The following is a 15,253-nucleotide window of genomic DNA, read 5'->3' on the forward strand; positions in this document are numbered from 1 at the left end:
GAATCACCTGTGACATAGTGCTTTCAGATGCCCGCAAAGGGCACGTTTTTGAGGCAAGTTTCATACGGCGGTAACAGAGTGTCCCGTTCCAATCGGCCCGGTTTGGGCGCAGTCCTTTTCTTGTCGGTGGCGTTCATGCTGGGTGTGTATTTCACCTTTGCTGCCGTGCAGGGCGACTATGGCCTGTTCCGGCGGGTCGAGATTGCGGCGGAACGGGATGCTCTGTCACGCGACCTGGCTAAGCTTGAGGCCGACATCACCGAGATGGAAAACCTGACCCGTCGCCTGTCAGACACCTATCTGGACCTCGACCTTCTGGATCAGCAGGCCCGTTCGGTTCTGGGCATGATCCGCGCGGATGAGATCGTCATTCGCTAAACCCATTCGGGCTCTTCCCCAAAACCTCCGTTGAACCAAGGACTTCGCAGCAGGTTTCCGGCTGGATTCCGCACGGGGTGCCGCTGCGTCACATTTACACTCGCCAGACAGAAGGAAATGCTTTAAGAGATAGTTTAACGCTAAACTATCTTGCCGAAAGGGGGAGATCGCCACAATGGCTGCGCGAAAAACCACAAAGAAACCAAATGTTTCTGCGGAAGAACTGACCACATACTACCGCGAGATGCTGCTGATCCGCCGATTCGAGGAAAAGGCGGGCCAGCTTTACGGTATGGGTCTGATTGGTGGTTTCTGCCACCTGTACATCGGACAAGAGGCGGTTGTTGTCGGTCTCGAAGCTGCGGCGAAAGAGGGCGATAAACGCATCACCTCCTACCGCGACCATGGTCACATGCTGGCCTGTGGCATGGACCCGGGCGGCGTGATGGCCGAACTCACCGGGCGCGAGGGCGGCCTGTCCAAGGGCAAGGGCGGCTCGATGCATATGTTCTCGAAAGAGAAGCATTTCTACGGCGGCCACGGCATCGTCGGCGCGCAGGTCCCGCTGGGCGCGGGTCTGGCCTTTGCCGACAAGTACAAAGAAAACGGCGGCGTGACCTTCACCTATTTCGGGGACGGTGCGGCGAACCAGGGCCAGGTATACGAGACTTTCAACATGGCGGCGATCTGGGACCTGCCGGTTGTCTTCGTGATCGAGAACAACCAATACGCCATGGGCACCGCTCAGGCGCGTTCGACCTCGACCAAAGACATCTATCATCGTGGTGAGGCGTTCGGCATCCCCGGCGAGATCGTCAACGGCATGGATGTGCTGGCGGTCAAGGCTGCGGGCGAAAAGGCCGTCGCGCACTGCCGCGCAGGCAAAGGCCCCTACATCCTTGAGGTCAAGACATACCGCTACCGTGGGCACTCGATGTCCGACCCGGCCAAGTATCGCACCCGTGAAGAGGTTCAGAAGGTTCGCGAACAAAGCGATCCGATCGAACACGTGCGCGACCTGCTGCTGACCGGCAAACACGCGACCGAGGATGACCTGAAGGCGATCGACAAAGAGATCAAAGAGATCGTCAATCAGGCCGCCGAATTCTCGAAAGAAAGCCCCGAGCCGTCGCTGGACGAGCTCTGGACAGATATCTACGCCTGAGAGGACGAATAAGACATGGCAACCGAAATTCTCATGCCCGCCCTTTCGCCCACGATGGAAGAAGGCACGCTGGCCAAATGGCTGGTCAAGGAAGGCGACACCGTATCCTCGGGCGACATCATGGCCGAGATCGAAACCGACAAGGCGACGATGGAGTTTGAGGCCGTTGATGAAGGCATCGTCGGCAAGATCCTGATCGCCGAAGGCACCGAAGGCGTCAAAGTGAATACCCCCATCGCGGTTCTGGTCGAAGAAGGCGAAGACGCCTCGGCCCTGCCCGCGGCTGCACCCGCAGCCGCAGCGGTGACCGAGGCCGCCCCTGCGGCGGTTGAGGCCCCCGCTCCCGCGTCGGCCCCTGCTGCTCCGGTCGTGGACCTGTCGCCTGACTGGCCTGCGGATGCCGAGATGGCGCAGCAGACCGTCCGCGAAGCCCTGCGCGACGCGATGGCCGAAGAAATGCGCGGCGATGAAGACGTCTACCTGATGGGCGAAGAAGTCGCCGAATATCAGGGCGCGTACAAAATCTCCCAAGGTCTGCTGGACGAGTTCGGCGGCAAACGCGTGATCGACACCCCGATCACCGAGCACGGCTTCGCCGGTATCGCCGTGGGGTCTGCCTTTGGCGGTCTGAAACCGATTGTCGAATTCATGACCTTCAACTTCGCCATGCAGGCGATTGACCAGATCATCAACTCGGCCGCCAAGACGCTTTATATGTCCGGTGGTCAGATGGGCTGCCCGATCGTGTTCCGTGGCCCCAACGGTGCCGCCGCCCGCGTGGCCGCACAGCACTCGCAGGACTACGCCGCATGGTATATGCAGATCCCCGGCCTGAAAGTCGTCATGCCCTACTCGGCTGCTGATGCCAAAGGTCTGCTGAAATCAGCGATCCGCGACCCCAACCCGGTGGTCTTCCTAGAAAACGAAATCCTCTACGGCCGGTCCTTCGATGTGCCGCAGGTGGATGACCTGACCGTCCCGCTGGGCAAGGCCCGCATCTGGCGCGAAGGCTCGGACGTGACCATCGTCAGCTTTGGCATCGGCATGCAATACGCGCTGGAAGCCGCCGACAAGCTGGCCGAAGACGGCATCAGCGCCGAGGTGATCGACCTGCGCACCATCCGCCCGATGGACACCGGCGCGATCATCAACTCGGTGATGAAGACCAACCGTCTGGTGACGGTCGAAGAAGGCTGGCCGCAAGGCTCGGTCGGCGGCTATATCAGCTCGGTCGTGATGCAGGAAGCGTTCGACTATCTCGACGCGCCCGTCATCACCCTGACCGGCAAGGACGTCCCGATGCCCTACGCCGCGAACCTCGAAAAGCTGGCCCTGATCACCACCGATGAGGTGATCGCCGCCGTCAAACAAGTGACCTACCGGTAAGGAGCGACAGACAGATGCCCACCGAAATTCTGATGCCCGCCCTTTCGCCGACGATGGAGGAAGGCACCCTTGCCAAATGGCTGGTCAAAGAAGGCGACACCGTCTCCTCCGGCGACCTGCTGGCCGAGATTGAAACCGACAAAGCCACGATGGAGTTTGAGGCTGTTGACGAAGGCACCATCGGCAAGATCCTGATCCCCGAGGGTTCCGAAGGGGTCAAGGTCAACACCGCCATCGCGGTCCTGCTGGAAGATGGCGAAAGCGCCGATGACATTGGCACTGCACCTGCCACGGCCCCAGCGGCTGCACCCGCAGCCGCCGCGGGCAACGAGGCTGCCGCGCCAGCGGCATCCGAGGCGCCCGCCCCTGCCCCGGCAGCGCCCGCCAAAGCGGACGGCGGTCGTATCTTCGCCTCGCCTTTGGCCCGTCGCATCGCCGCGCAAAAGGGTCTGGATCTGGCGCAGATCACCGGCACCGGACCGCATGGCCGGATCGTTAAAGCCGATGTCGAAGGCGCAACCGTAACCGCTCCGGCCCCTGCCGCAGCACCTGCTGCAGCCGCGCCCGCTGCTGCCCCGGCTGGCCCATCGGCAGACGCAGTCGCCAAGATGTACGAAGGTCGCGACTACGAAGAGGTCAAGCTCGACGGCATGCGCAAAACCATCGCCGCGCGCCTCAGCGAGGCCAAGCAGACCATCCCGCATTTCTACCTGCGTCGCGATATCAAGCTGGACGCGCTGCTCAAGTTCCGCAGCCAGTTGAACAAGCAGCTGGAGGGCCGGGGCGTCAAGCTCAGCGTCAACGACTTCATCATCAAGGCCGTCGCCAACGCGCTGCAACAGGTTCCCGAATGCAACGCCGTCTGGGCGGGCGACCGGGTTCTGCAACTGAAACCCTCGGATGTGGCCGTCGCGGTCGCCATCGAGGGCGGTCTGTTCACCCCGGTCCTGCAGGATGCTGACACCAAGTCGCTGTCCGCTCTGTCGACCGAGATGAAGGACCTCGCAGGCCGCGCCCGTGATCGCAAGCTGGCCCCGCACGAATATCAGGGCGGCACGTTTGCGGTCTCGAACCTCGGCATGTTCGGCATCGACAATTTCGACGCCATCGTGAACCCGCCACACGCCGGTATCCTGGCCGTCGGCACCGGTTTGAAGAAACCGGTCGTGGGCGATGACGGAGAGCTGACGGTCGCAACCGTGATGTCCGTCACCATGTCGGTCGATCACCGGGTTATCGACGGCGCGCTTGGTGCTCAGTTACTGCAAGCCATTGTGGATAATCTGGAAAACCCAATGGTGATGCTGGCCTAAACGCCCTCAACCTCCTGACCCTGCCGGGCGCACAGCCCGGCGGGGTTGACGCACCCCGCGCCGTGATTTGAGCTCACGTGATCGCCCGGACGATTGCGCCAGAGGGCGAAACATCCCACCTTCATCTTGCCAAACCAAGCTGGAAGAAGTTGTGTGATGCGCCTGACAAATACCACCAAAAGCCTGATCGTTTTGACCCTGTTGGCCACCGCCTCGCCTGTGATGAGCGTCGCCAAACCCAACAGCTATCCTGGCGAAAACTCTAAATTCAAATCCTCGGACCCCGCCGTCATTGCTCAGCAAAAAGCGGACCGGCAAAGGAAAATCGAACTGCGCAAACAACGACGCGAACAGAGACGGCAAGAGCGGCTGCTTAAAAGAAACAGCCGCTCGAACTGAAGCCAGTGATTGCAGGCTTTACTGGTCTTTGCCCAGCATATGGTCCATTGAGATCGACGGCTGATCACAGCCAGCCTCACCAACGATCTTCGCAGGAATACCCGCCACGGTTTTGCAGGCCGGAACCTCTTGCAAAACCACCGACCCGGCAGCGATGCGGCTGCAATGGCCCACCTCGATATTGCCCAGAACCTTGGCCCCGGCACCGATCAAAACGCCGTCGCCAATCGTCGGATGGCGCTGTTCCTCTTCCTTGCCAGTGCCACCAAGGGTAACGGAATGCAGCATCGAGACATTGTCGCCCACAACCGCCGTCTCACCGATCACGATGGAATGGGCGTGGTCGATCATGATCCCCTTGCCGATCTTGGCAGCCGGGTGAATATCGATCCCGAAAATCTCGGAGGACCGCATCTGGAAGAAATAAGCCAGATCATGCCGCCCTTTTCGCCACAGCCAATGGGCCACGCGATAGGCCTGCATGGCCTGATAACCTTTGAAGTACAGGATTGGCTGCAACAGGCGGTGGCAGGCCGGGTCACGCTCATAGACCGCCATCAGATCCGCGCGGGCCGCCTCGATCAGGTGGGAGTCGTCGGCATAAGCCTCATCCACGATCTCGCGCAGAACCATCATCGACATCTCGTTCGAGCACAGCTTGGCCGCCACCCTGTACGACAGGGCGCGCTCCAGACTGCGGTGATGCAGGATACAGGCATGCACCAGCCCCCCCATTAGGGGCTCTTTCTCGACTGCCGCGTTGGCCTCGGCCGTGATGCGACCCCAAACCGGGTCTACGGATGTGACTTGGCTGCGCTTTTCGAACATAGCTTTTGATCCTCTGCTGCGCCTAGAATGCCATTTAGTGGTAAAAACACCAAACGCAAACCCGTGATCTGCGATGCAACAGAAATGAATGACTCCAAACGCAGCTATTTCGAGGCCCAAATTCACGCGCGTCTGGCAGAACTGAGCCAGCTTTCAACTGCAGGCCAACAGGCGCAGAAGGTGGTCGAGTTGGATCAGCAGGCCGTTGGCCGGTTAAGCCGGATGGATGCCCTGCAAAATCAGGCGATGGCCAAGGCGCAGCAGGCCAATCGTGACCTCGAAACCCGCCGTCTGCAGGCCGCGTTGGCCCGTCTGCAGGAAGATGAATACGGGTATTGCGAGGATTGCGGCGATGAGATTCCCGAGGGGCGACTGAACCTGGACCTCGCCGCCAGTAAATGCGTCACGTGCGCTGCCGGTTGATCTGGAACTGGATCAGGTGAGCCAGAACCAATTCGAAACATTGGCAATATTGCACGTCGTCAAAGCTGGGCTCATTCAACAGCACTCTGTTGCGCGCGACGGCCATGAGCGAACCATTGCCGTAAACCGGGTGCAAGCGCCCGGTTTTGGTGACATGCGCATCCGCCAGTTCCGCCTCGGCGATCATCAGAGCGCATACGCGGTCGCGATCCGCCTGCGGCACGGCCAGCAAAGCCCGCGCCGCAGAACTGATATCACCGTGGAGCACGGGCCGCATCGAGCCGCTTACCCGACTGCCAATTGCGCGAACGGGCCCGGCCCGTAGCTGGCCGAGACCTGCGCCACTTCAAGCTGATAGGGGCCGGTCAGGCCATCCGCTGCTTTCATCCCAGACGAGTAGGTCCATCGCGGTTCCGCGGTCACCACTTCGCGCAGCACCGCGCCGTTGGCCCGCGCGCGCAACAAATAGGATTCGCTTTCCTCTGCCAGCGGAACATCCAGCCCGGCCCAGTCATCGCCATCCAGACGCGTGCGGCGAATCCAGGTCGCCTCGTCCCCCACAGCCGTTGGTTTGACCCGCACATGCACCGGCGCATAGGGACGCAATCCGTTCCCGTCGAAAGACTGAACGATGTAGTCATAAGACGGATCGTCATAGCTGCGCGCAGCCGGGCCGATGCGATAGTGCTTGGCCACCCGCCGCTCGGTGCGCAGCAGGCTGGTCTGGAATACTCGGTCGTTCAGCAGAACAAAGACCGAGCCGTCCGGCCAGACATCCGGCATCACCGCATCCGTGCCCAACTGTCCCCGCAAGCGACCGGACAAGGCGTAAACGCCCGGAGATTGCAGGCTGGCGTCCGCGAACTGAAACACCTCCCAATTATTGGGTGATCCGTCGCCGATGGCAGCCAGATTGACACCGTTCAGCAAGGCCGAGCGCGGGCGCGATTCCAGCAGACCGTCGATCAGCTTTACCTGCAGCGCCGGGCCCTCGTCCCAGATACCGCTGACCGCGCGCCTGAGCGGGGTTTCGGTAAACCCGATCACAGCCTGGCCCGAGATCACGTCGCTCAGCCGATAGTCTTCATCGTTGGTCGAAGAATAAACGGCAGCGCTGCCCGGCCACGGATCGGCAGAGACGGCAAGGTAGGGCGCGTGCGGCGCCTCGGCACCAGTGATCAGCGGCAGGTCCATGAAAACCGGCAACACCGGAACAGGTGCGACATACGGCTTCACCGACACCGCATCCTCCGCAAGATCCGAGGTGGAATAGACCCCGTGTTCGACCCTGACCGCGCCGGCCAGTTGCATCTCGGCCTGTTCCAGACGGTCGATCCGATAGCGCGCACCACTTTGATCATCTGAAAGGCTGACCACATCCCCGGCCCCCAGATGCATCAGCGAGGGCGGCAACGCAAAACGCACCGTGTCGCGCGAGACCCGCGCCTCGCTCAACCACCGTTCAACCGTCTGACGGCCTTCAGTACGCGTCATCGACAAGGGCACCTCGTTGACGGCCACCGCATGGGTGCTGTCATCCGGCAACACCGCTTCTTCCGCCACCACATCATGATCCGCGTCCGATTGCACAAAGCGCAGGCGCACCCGACCGGTCATTTCCGCTTCGGCCTCGCGGCGATGTTCGACGGTGCCTTCAATGTCCGGGCTGACGGCGAGTTGATCGAGGCCTATCGACGCCGCGCCCAGAGCGTTGCGCATGCGGAATTGCAGCACACCGCCGCGTTCGATCGCGTCGAACCCATAGCGCAGCATCAGCGGCTGCAGCGCCGAGCGTGCGTCCGACACGTCCTCGACCGCGTAGCCCCGAACAACGCCGTAGAGGGCCGAGACGTCGATATCCGTTACCCCTGCCCCTTGGCAGATTTCCGTCACCACCGACGCCAGCGTTCGCGACCCGGAGCGGCCGTTCAACCAATGGCCCCGCGCATAGTTCTCACCATCGTTCCACTGACTGCGCAGGTTCGGGAAAGTGGGAAACGGGCGTGCGTCCCAGGCCCAGACATAGGCGTTTGACATATCCACCATGGGGGCACCGTACACGGTCGACACCGGATTGACGCTGTCATCACCCCAATAGCCCAGCATCGCCGTCAGGTACTGAACCTGAATGAAATCGTCCCGTAGACCGTTAGAATAGGCCGGCAGTTTGGATTCTGACGACTTAGGGTCCAGGAACTTGTTGGGCTGGTTTGTACCTTTGTCTATGGCCGCACAACCCAATTCGGTGAACCAGATCGGCTTCGACCCCGGAACCCAGTCTGTGGGGTTCGTCTGGCGAACGCCCCCGATCCGCTCATGATGCGTATTCGCCCACCAGTTCCGCAGATCCTTGTAGCGCCAGATCCATGGTTCGTCATGGTCCGCATCCTCAATCGGTGTCCGGATCTGAGCCTCGGCCTCCTCGGGGGAAGCGTAGTACCAGTCGTACCCTTCACCCCCTTCGATATTGCCCCGCAGATAATCCAGATTGTAGATCGCGCCGGCATCGGCATCACGGTGATCCTCACCGTCGCGCCAGTCTGACAACGGCATGTAATTGTCGATCCCGACAAAGTCGATGTTGCCGTCCGCCCAAAGGGGATCGAGATGGAAGCACCTGTCGTCGGTGCCCGCAGGCTGGTACCCGAAATATTCACTCCAGTCTGCTGCATAGCCGATTTTTGTGTTCGGCCCGAGTATCTGCCGCACTTCTGCCGCCAGCGACCGCAATTGCGCCACAGCCGGAAAGCCAGCGGCACCGCGAATTTGCGTCAGCCCGCGCATTTCTGATGAGATGCAGAAGGACGCTACTCCACCGGCGGCCTTACACAGCATGGCATAGTGCAAGATGAACCGACGCAACCCCCATTCACCGGGGCCGGAGTAGTTAATTTCTGTCCTGGTTTTTGCTTTTTTCTTTCCTCCAAAACCCCCGCTTCCAAATAGCCTGCGCTCGTCATCCTTATCACCGAACAATCCACCACCACCGCCAGTGCCGACAGACCCAACAGCAGCGTCGTCATCTTCGTTGATCGAAAAGTCCTGAGCGCGCGCGCTGCCGAAAAATGTGGCCACCTGCGCATCGGCTGCAGCCGTCTGATCTGGCGACCCCGCACGCCCCGGTGCGACATCCAGCGTGATCCGGCCCCGCCAGGGCAAATACGGCTGATCAGGGGCATCGGACCACGGGTCGGCAAGGCCGTTGCCCCGCAGTTGCTCCATCAGTATGAACGGGTAGAACATGACCCGTTTGCCGGTCTCGTTCAGATGCCGGATGGCTTCCACCACAGCGGCATCCGCCGGTGTTCCTCCATAGACCAGATCGTTGCCATCCCGCGCGACGACCCCGGCGGTGTCCCGCGTCAACCCGGCAACGTTCCAGGGCATGTTCTTACCGTCAGCCTCCTTGTGTTCCACTCTGGGCCTGATCTGACAATCGCCACAGCGCAGATCGTCGCCGAACCACGACACGATCAGCGATGCAGCATCGCAGCCGGGAAGCTCTTTCTCCAAAGCCCGCGTCGAGGTGATCAGATCCGGCAGACCAGAGGCCGAGTTCACATTCGCGGTCGTGCTTTTTCCGCGCCCATGATCGTAGTTCACCTGACTGCTGGCCAGGGCATACTCTCCGGTGCCCGGCATCAGGGCAACGCCGCGGACCAGATTGGGTAAAGAGCTTTCGTGATCCGGCAAACCCTTTTGCGAGGGGCGCACAACTTCGAACGAAAACTGCGGAACGCGGTTGCCAAAGGCACCAAGCTGGAAATCCTCGATGACCACATAGGCCGTACCGCGATAGGCCGGAACATTGCCCGTGCCCTCAATCGCCTCGATCAGCGGGTCGGGCAGTTGGTCTTCCGTACCTTTGTAAATCCGCATGTTCAGACCGGCGCGTTCCTGCTCTTCGCCATCGGCCCAGATGCGCGCGACATCGGCAATCTCCCCGGCCCCCACCGCAATGGCGAGAGAAACCGAGTAGCTATAAGTGACGGTTGTCACCTCGGGCGGCTTCGGAGAGCCCTTGCCCCCACCGGAAGACTCGGTGGACGATTTGCGCGTTTCCAGAAAGTCCGATGCCCAGATCACCTGGCCGCCGACCCGCATCCGACCAAAGATCGTGGACACCGCAGCGCCCTCGCCCGTTTCGGTCAGGCGGAACCGGTCCAGGCGGCCGGTTTCCACCACTTCGCTACCGCCCCCCATGATCGCCTGACTCATAAGGCGCTGGTCAATCACGCGGCCAACGGTGGCCCCGATCGCACGACCAATGATCGCAGTCGACAGACCTGCAACCGTCCCTCCGATCGCCCCCCCGAGGGCCGCACCCGCTGCGGAAAGTACAATAGTAGCCATCAGAGATCCTCCACCGGAAATTCGAAACAGGCGACCACCCGGCGGCGCCAGGGATCGCTCAAGGCGTTTTCGACGACACCGTGCCCGGAATAGGCGTGGATAAACCGCGTTACGTTATGGGCACTGCTTACGATGCCAAGGTGCTTTGCGACGCTGCCGTCCCGCATTCGAAACAGCAGAACATCACCCCCCGCCATGTCGGCAATCGGCTTTTCTGACAAATGCCGCCTCGCCGCCGACCACATGCGTTCCTCGCCCTGTGGCTCGGACCAATCCATGCTGTAAACAGGAACGGCCTCTGGCTCAGCGCCAACCACCGCACGCCACACGCCGCGCAGCAGACCCAGACAATCCGCGCCAGCCCCTTTGACCGAGGCCTGATGCACGTAGGGTGTCCCCAGCCAGGCGCGGGCCTCATCAACAATATCCTGTCTGCACAAAGTCACCGCCTGCTGCCTCCGTTATGGGAGTTGCCTTGCCTTGGAACTGCCAGAACCCAATCTTCACCGGGAAGGTCTGGGAAGCCCTGAAAATTCAGAAGGTTATTGAACTTCAATCGGCAAGTTTCCATGCGTTTGTCGCACCCAGCGGTTAAACTGACCCGGTCGCCCACGGCCAGTCCACCGCTGATACCGGACCACAGCGTAATCTCGCGCCCGTCCATTGTTCGGCGATCCTGCTTGATCGCGGCCCACAGCCCTTTTGCCGCGCCGGAGACCACATCCAGCCTGCCGCGTTCAAACCAGGCCTCGTCCACCGTTGCTGCCCCGGCAAGCCTCAGTTGGGTGCCACTATCCAGCCCTGTGACTTCAGCTTCGGCCCGATAGCCAGGCGCGTTCGTGTCAAAACGGCACGACCCATCCCCCAGAACCGCCGTACACGGCTTCTGATAGATGCGCCCCCATGGCCGGTTCAGCAGGTCGGTCAGCCCGCGCAGTTCCGCGTGAAAAGCTCCGCCTGCCCGCCGCAACTCGCCAATCGAGCCCCGGAACTGCAAGACGCGCTGGTCCAGATCGGTCCAGTTGACCAACCATGCCTGTACCTCTGCCCCGTCGAAACGACCGGCCTCGATATCATCCTCACGGACTGAGGCATCGGACAGAGCGCCCATTGCCTCGGTATTGTCAATCGAAAGGCCCGTCGCCTGTTCCACGGCAGCAGCGGTCAGCCCTGTGCTCGCCTTAAAGGTCAGACCGTCGAACCGAAGTTCCATATCATGATCGGTGAAACCTAACGTCGTCCCGTCGGTCCGCGTGATCGCCCAACACCGGCAGACGGTCGTCAGCCCGGTTTGCAGATGGCCGTACAGGCCCTGTTCAGCCACGCTCATCGGACCCGTACCTCGACCACCGGAACGTTTGGGACATCGCCCGCCTGAAAGCTGGCTACGCTTGTCTGGATCTTGTCCGTGTCAAAGCGCACCGGCACGTCGAATTCGAACCCGGCGGTGATTTCGATCTGTTCCGGAGGCGGGTCGGCGAACAGGATCGAGCCACTGTTCAGATCCACTTCAAAATCAACCCCCTCGCGCACCTCATCCTGATCTAACCCCAGCCGCACTGTCCCCAGAACCGGCTTGGCGATAGGCCGAACATAGCTGACACCACCCGAGCTATAGGTCTTGACCAGCTGAAACTCGACCGTCTCGCCATCGCCCCGCGCAATCACCTGATCGCCCTGATCTACGTCAGAGGTCGCCGCGCCCGATTTGAAGTCCGACCAGTCCTTCCAGCGAAACCCGAACATCTGCCCCTGCCGCGCCTCGAAGAACGAGATCAGCGTCTCGATATCGTCCAACGAGCGCATCCCCAGACCCGCATCATAACGCCTGCGCGAATGCGCCCAGGGGGTGTTGCGTTCCTCGAACCCGTTGGCCAGCGTCACGATATCCGTGCGCCGCTCGGGCCCCCCGACCGAGCCGAAACTCAGGCTGGCGGGAAATCTCACCTCGTGAAAATTCATCTTCTGCTCCCCTATCTGTTGCGATTGCCACGACCCAAGGCGCGGCTCATCTGCGCCGCGATCTGACCCTGAGATCGACGGAACCCCTGCACATCCGGCGTGCTGATATTCATCACCACATTCACCGCGCGACCGCCGCCCTGCGTCCGCACGCCCAGCTTGCCGTCAGCACCGCGCGCCAGCGGCATGATCGCCTCGGGGCCCGCCTCACCCATCAACCCGGTGCCGCCGCGCATCGGGAACATGGTCGGGCTGCTGACCACGCCGCCATTGGCAAAGGGCATCACGCGGCCCTGCGCAAAACTGCCACCATCGGCAAAAGGCAAAATGCCCTGCACCAGATTGCCGACCCCGTTGGCCAGCATGCCCCCAAAATGATCCGTCACCGGCTTAATCGCCGCCGAATAGGCCGTGCGGATCATCGAGTTTTTCAACACATCCAGCGCGCCCGACAGGTTCATCCCGTCCAGCACCACACCATCAAACGCCTTGCGCAACCCGCCCGACATGCCGCGTTCCAGCGTCGCCACATCCTTGCCAGTCTCTTCAAACGCGGCCCTGATGCGCTTCATCTGCCCGTCAAACGCTCCGGCCATGGTCGCCGCATCGCCCAGCGCATCGCCCAGCGCCTCGCCCCGCTCCTGCAGGTCGTCAAACCCTTCACGATCCGTCATCACGTTCTCCTTGTTCCTTGTCCGGATAGGCCGCCAGCAGCGCATCCAGCCCCGCCCGGTTCATCGCAGGCATCCCCGCGCCCTGCCCCAGCATCAGCCGCAACTCGGCCGGGGTCAGACGCCAGAACTGTTCCGGCGTCAGACGCAGGCCCAGAAACCCGGCCCGCATCAGCGCGGGCCAGTCGAACCCGCTCACTCGGGCACCATGAAGGCACGCGCCAGCAATTCAGCCGCCGCCCGCGCGCCCGCCATCGGCCCGCCCGCAATCTCGGCATGCAGCAGGTCTTCGCGGCTCACCTGCGCGCCCCCACCGCGCAGCCCCGCAACAAGCAAGGCCAACACATCGCCGCTGGAATACCCGCCACCCTCAAACCGCTGCACCAGCTCGACCAGAGACCCGGCCTGCAACGCCTGTTCCAATTCCGCCAAAGCACCCAAAGTCAGCTTGAGCACCCGCTGCTCCCCATCGATGGTCAGCGCCACCTCGCCCGTCCACGGATTGGCCATCAGAGCGCCGTAAAGCTCAGCGCACCGGCGCTTGCCATGCTCATCTCATAGGTCGCCTCACCGTTATGCGAGCCCGCATATTCGATGCTGCTGACCTGAAACGGCCCTTCGACAATGCCGAAATCCGGAATGATCACCTGAAAACCGGGCGTTTCACCGTCAAAGAACAACTGACGCGCACGCTCATCCGTGCCCGCATCCTTGAACACGCCCGAGCCGGAAATCGCAGCGGATTTCACCCCCGCGCCCGACAGCAACTCACGCCACCCGCCCTGACTTTCCAGGCTGGTGACATCCACGCTTTCCGCATTGAAACTGATCCGCGTGGCACGCAGCCCCGCGATGGTCTGAAACAGGCCGGTGCCGTTCATATCCACTTTGACCAACAGGTCTTTTCCGTTCTGGGCAGCCATATGCTCTCTCCGTTGATTGCTTAGTCGTCTTCCACGCGAGCGCGGAATCTCAGGTCGATCTCGCGGATCGCGCCGCCGGTTCCCGTGCGCCGGGCGCTGGCGCGTTCGAACCACAGCCCCACAAGGCGGCCCCGGTCCAAGCTCAACGCCGCACCTTCCAGCGCGTCACACACCGCGCCCGCCAGCGTCTTGGCCGCGCCAAAGCCCGCCGCCTCAGACACCACCGAGACCGTGAATCGATGCACCGCGCCCGCACCCGACCGGTCCGAGGCATCGCGCACTTCCTCTGGCCCCAGCGTCACGTAGGTCTGCGGCAACACGCCCGAGGGCACCGCGTCATAGATCGCCCCGCCCGACAGCGCGCCGACCTGCACATCCGCCGATAACTGCTGAAACACCGCCGCCTGCAAAGCGGCTGATACGCCGTAACTCATGCCGCCACCTCTTCATCTGCAAAACAGGTCAGGTACTGGCCGCGCCCATCGCGTTCCGCCACAGCGCGGATCACAAACCGTCGCGCGCCTTCGCGAAACCGCTGATCCGGCGCCGGGCGCATCGATGATCCCTCGGGCGCACCGCGCACCACGATCCGATACCCAACACGCGACACAGATGCGCCACCCACAGCCCGCTCCGCCCCGCTGCGCGCCGTCACCTCGGCCCAAAGCGCGCCCAAAGCGGCCCATGTCTCGGTGTACCCGCCCGCGCCATCCGCCACGCGCGTCGGGGCCTCCAGCACCAGCTTGCGGTTCAGTCGCGGCGCGCTCATTGCATCACCCCCGCACCAAAGCGCACCGTGCGATAGCGCTGGATCAGGCTGGTCACGCCAAAGGGCATGCACCCCGCGCCCAACGCCGTCTCATCGCGGTATTCATAGTAATGCGCCGCCAACAGCAGCACCGCCTGACCCAGATCGGCGGGCAGCCTGCCCCAATCCGCGGCCATCCCCGCAGTGAAGCCAATCTTCACCGATCCACCTGTCTGCACCTTAGGCAAACAAGACCCCGAAGGGCGCAGCCGAGGGCGCTGCATATCGCCTTCCAGCCGATACCCGGCGGCATCCACCACGGTCTCGGCCCCCGCCGCATCGCTCAGCGTCACCGCACCAACCGACACCACCGGGGCCACCGGCAGCACCTCGCCCGCCGGATCACGCCAGGCACTAACGGTCCACGAGAAATCCCGCTCGATCAGCACCTTGCCGGTCCGCGCCTCAATCGCCGCAAGGGCCGCGCGCAGGAACCCTTTCAGCACCTCGCCCTGCACATCACCCTCGGCGAACCCCGTGCCCAGCCGCAGATGCGCCTTGAACTGATCCACCGGCAGCGCCGCATCCGCGATGGCGGTTTCTTCGATCAACATCATCCATTCACTCCGCAATCTCGGTCCCCTCCGGGGCCGACCTTCAGAAAATGACGGGCACGCGCCGCCCCACGTTGCTCGGACGGAGGG

Annotated in this window: 19 protein-coding genes; 6 read left to right on the top strand and 13 right to left on the bottom strand. The window is 62.2% G+C overall.

Annotated features, from left to right (window positions below):
* The first annotated feature begins 78 nt into the window (after positions 1-78).
* The 5 genes from ACR0JN_RS05085 (at position 79) to ACR0JN_RS05105 (ending at position 4,641) form a co-directional block, all read left to right on the top strand.
* Positions 79-378: an FtsB family cell division protein gene (locus ACR0JN_RS05085; RefSeq protein ID WP_480884593.1), complete on the top strand. Its 300-nt coding sequence runs from the start codon at positions 79-81 to the stop codon at positions 376-378.
* A 175-nt stretch (positions 379-553) separates the two neighbouring features.
* On the top strand, positions 554-1,543 hold the full coding sequence (gene pdhA, locus ACR0JN_RS05090; protein WP_480884594.1) for a pyruvate dehydrogenase (acetyl-transferring) E1 component subunit alpha: 990 nt from the start codon (positions 554-556) through the stop codon (positions 1,541-1,543).
* A gap of 15 nt (positions 1,544-1,558) precedes the next feature.
* Entirely contained in the window at positions 1,559-2,929 is a 1,371-nt protein-coding gene (locus tag ACR0JN_RS05095) for a pyruvate dehydrogenase complex E1 component subunit beta (RefSeq protein ID WP_480884595.1), read from the top strand.
* A 14-nt stretch (positions 2,930-2,943) separates the two neighbouring features.
* Positions 2,944-4,242, top strand: a complete 1,299-nt coding sequence (locus tag ACR0JN_RS05100; RefSeq protein WP_480884596.1) for a pyruvate dehydrogenase complex dihydrolipoamide acetyltransferase — start codon at positions 2,944-2,946, stop codon at positions 4,240-4,242.
* A gap of 156 nt (positions 4,243-4,398) precedes the next feature.
* A complete protein-coding gene (locus ACR0JN_RS05105) occupies positions 4,399-4,641 on the top strand; it encodes a hypothetical protein (RefSeq protein WP_480815301.1) in 243 nt (80 codons plus the stop codon).
* 18 nt (positions 4,642-4,659) lie between these two features.
* Here ACR0JN_RS05105 and cysE read toward each other — a convergent pair whose 3' ends face one another.
* Positions 4,660-5,469 (bottom strand): serine O-acetyltransferase, encoded by an 810-nt coding sequence (gene cysE, locus ACR0JN_RS05110; protein ID WP_480815300.1) that lies wholly within the window; start codon positions 5,467-5,469, stop codon positions 4,660-4,662.
* An 84-nt stretch (positions 5,470-5,553) separates the two neighbouring features.
* Between cysE and ACR0JN_RS05115 the strand changes: the two genes are divergently transcribed.
* Positions 5,554-5,892, top strand: coding sequence for a TraR/DksA family transcriptional regulator (locus ACR0JN_RS05115; protein WP_480884597.1), 339 nt, complete (start codon positions 5,554-5,556; stop codon positions 5,890-5,892).
* Here ACR0JN_RS05115 and ACR0JN_RS05120 read toward each other — a convergent pair.
* The 12 genes from ACR0JN_RS05120 to ACR0JN_RS05175 are packed head-to-tail and all read right to left on the bottom strand — an operon-like array spanning position 5,873 to position 15,166.
* Complete coding sequence (locus ACR0JN_RS05120; protein ID WP_480884598.1) at positions 5,873-6,169, bottom strand: DUF7742 family protein; 297 nt, start codon at positions 6,167-6,169, stop codon at positions 5,873-5,875. The genes ACR0JN_RS05115 and ACR0JN_RS05120 overlap by 20 nt on opposite strands.
* Positions 6,170-6,177: 8 nt before the next feature.
* Entirely contained in the window at positions 6,178-10,245 is a 4,068-nt protein-coding gene (locus tag ACR0JN_RS05125; protein ID WP_480884599.1) for a baseplate multidomain protein megatron, read from the bottom strand.
* Positions 10,245-10,691, bottom strand: coding sequence for an NlpC/P60 family protein (locus ACR0JN_RS05130; RefSeq protein ID WP_480884600.1), 447 nt, complete (start codon positions 10,689-10,691; stop codon positions 10,245-10,247). The genes ACR0JN_RS05125 and ACR0JN_RS05130 overlap by 1 nt, the downstream gene beginning before the upstream one ends.
* On the bottom strand, positions 10,688-11,575 hold the full coding sequence (locus ACR0JN_RS05135) for a DUF2163 domain-containing protein (RefSeq protein WP_480884601.1): 888 nt from the start codon (positions 11,573-11,575) through the stop codon (positions 10,688-10,690). The genes ACR0JN_RS05130 and ACR0JN_RS05135 overlap by 4 nt, the downstream gene beginning before the upstream one ends.
* Positions 11,572-12,207, bottom strand: coding sequence for a phage distal tail protein, Rcc01695 family (locus ACR0JN_RS05140; protein WP_480884602.1), 636 nt, complete (start codon positions 12,205-12,207; stop codon positions 11,572-11,574). The genes ACR0JN_RS05135 and ACR0JN_RS05140 overlap by 4 nt, the downstream gene beginning before the upstream one ends.
* 11 nt (positions 12,208-12,218) lie before the next feature.
* Complete coding sequence (locus ACR0JN_RS05145) at positions 12,219-12,881, bottom strand: phage tail tape measure protein (protein WP_480884603.1); 663 nt, start codon at positions 12,879-12,881, stop codon at positions 12,219-12,221.
* Positions 12,868-13,077, bottom strand: coding sequence for a rcc01693 family protein (locus ACR0JN_RS05150; protein WP_480884604.1), 210 nt, complete (start codon positions 13,075-13,077; stop codon positions 12,868-12,870). Before ACR0JN_RS05150 ends, ACR0JN_RS05145 begins: the two co-directional genes overlap by 14 nt.
* Positions 13,074-13,388, bottom strand: a complete 315-nt coding sequence (locus tag ACR0JN_RS05155; protein WP_480884605.1) for a gene transfer agent family protein — start codon at positions 13,386-13,388, stop codon at positions 13,074-13,076. The genes ACR0JN_RS05150 and ACR0JN_RS05155 overlap by 4 nt, the downstream gene beginning before the upstream one ends.
* Complete coding sequence (locus ACR0JN_RS05160; RefSeq protein ID WP_480884606.1) at positions 13,388-13,801, bottom strand: phage major tail protein, TP901-1 family; 414 nt, start codon at positions 13,799-13,801, stop codon at positions 13,388-13,390. Before ACR0JN_RS05160 ends, ACR0JN_RS05155 begins: the two co-directional genes overlap by 1 nt.
* Positions 13,802-13,821: 20 nt before the next feature.
* Positions 13,822-14,235 carry a DUF3168 domain-containing protein gene (locus ACR0JN_RS05165; RefSeq protein ID WP_480884607.1) on the bottom strand — a complete coding sequence of 138 codons (414 nt, stop codon included), beginning with the start codon at positions 14,233-14,235 and terminating at the stop codon, positions 13,822-13,824.
* The gene (locus ACR0JN_RS05170; RefSeq protein ID WP_480884608.1) at positions 14,232-14,570 is read right to left on the bottom strand and encodes a phage head closure protein; all 339 of its coding nucleotides are present in this window, start codon (positions 14,568-14,570) and stop codon (positions 14,232-14,234) included. The genes ACR0JN_RS05165 and ACR0JN_RS05170 overlap by 4 nt, the downstream gene beginning before the upstream one ends.
* Positions 14,567-15,166, bottom strand: coding sequence for a head-tail connector protein (locus tag ACR0JN_RS05175; protein ID WP_480884609.1), 600 nt, complete (start codon positions 15,164-15,166; stop codon positions 14,567-14,569). Before ACR0JN_RS05175 ends, ACR0JN_RS05170 begins: the two co-directional genes overlap by 4 nt.
* Positions 15,167-15,253: the final 87 nt, after the last annotated feature.

It is taken from the genome of Ruegeria sp. G12 (assembly GCF_056533565.1).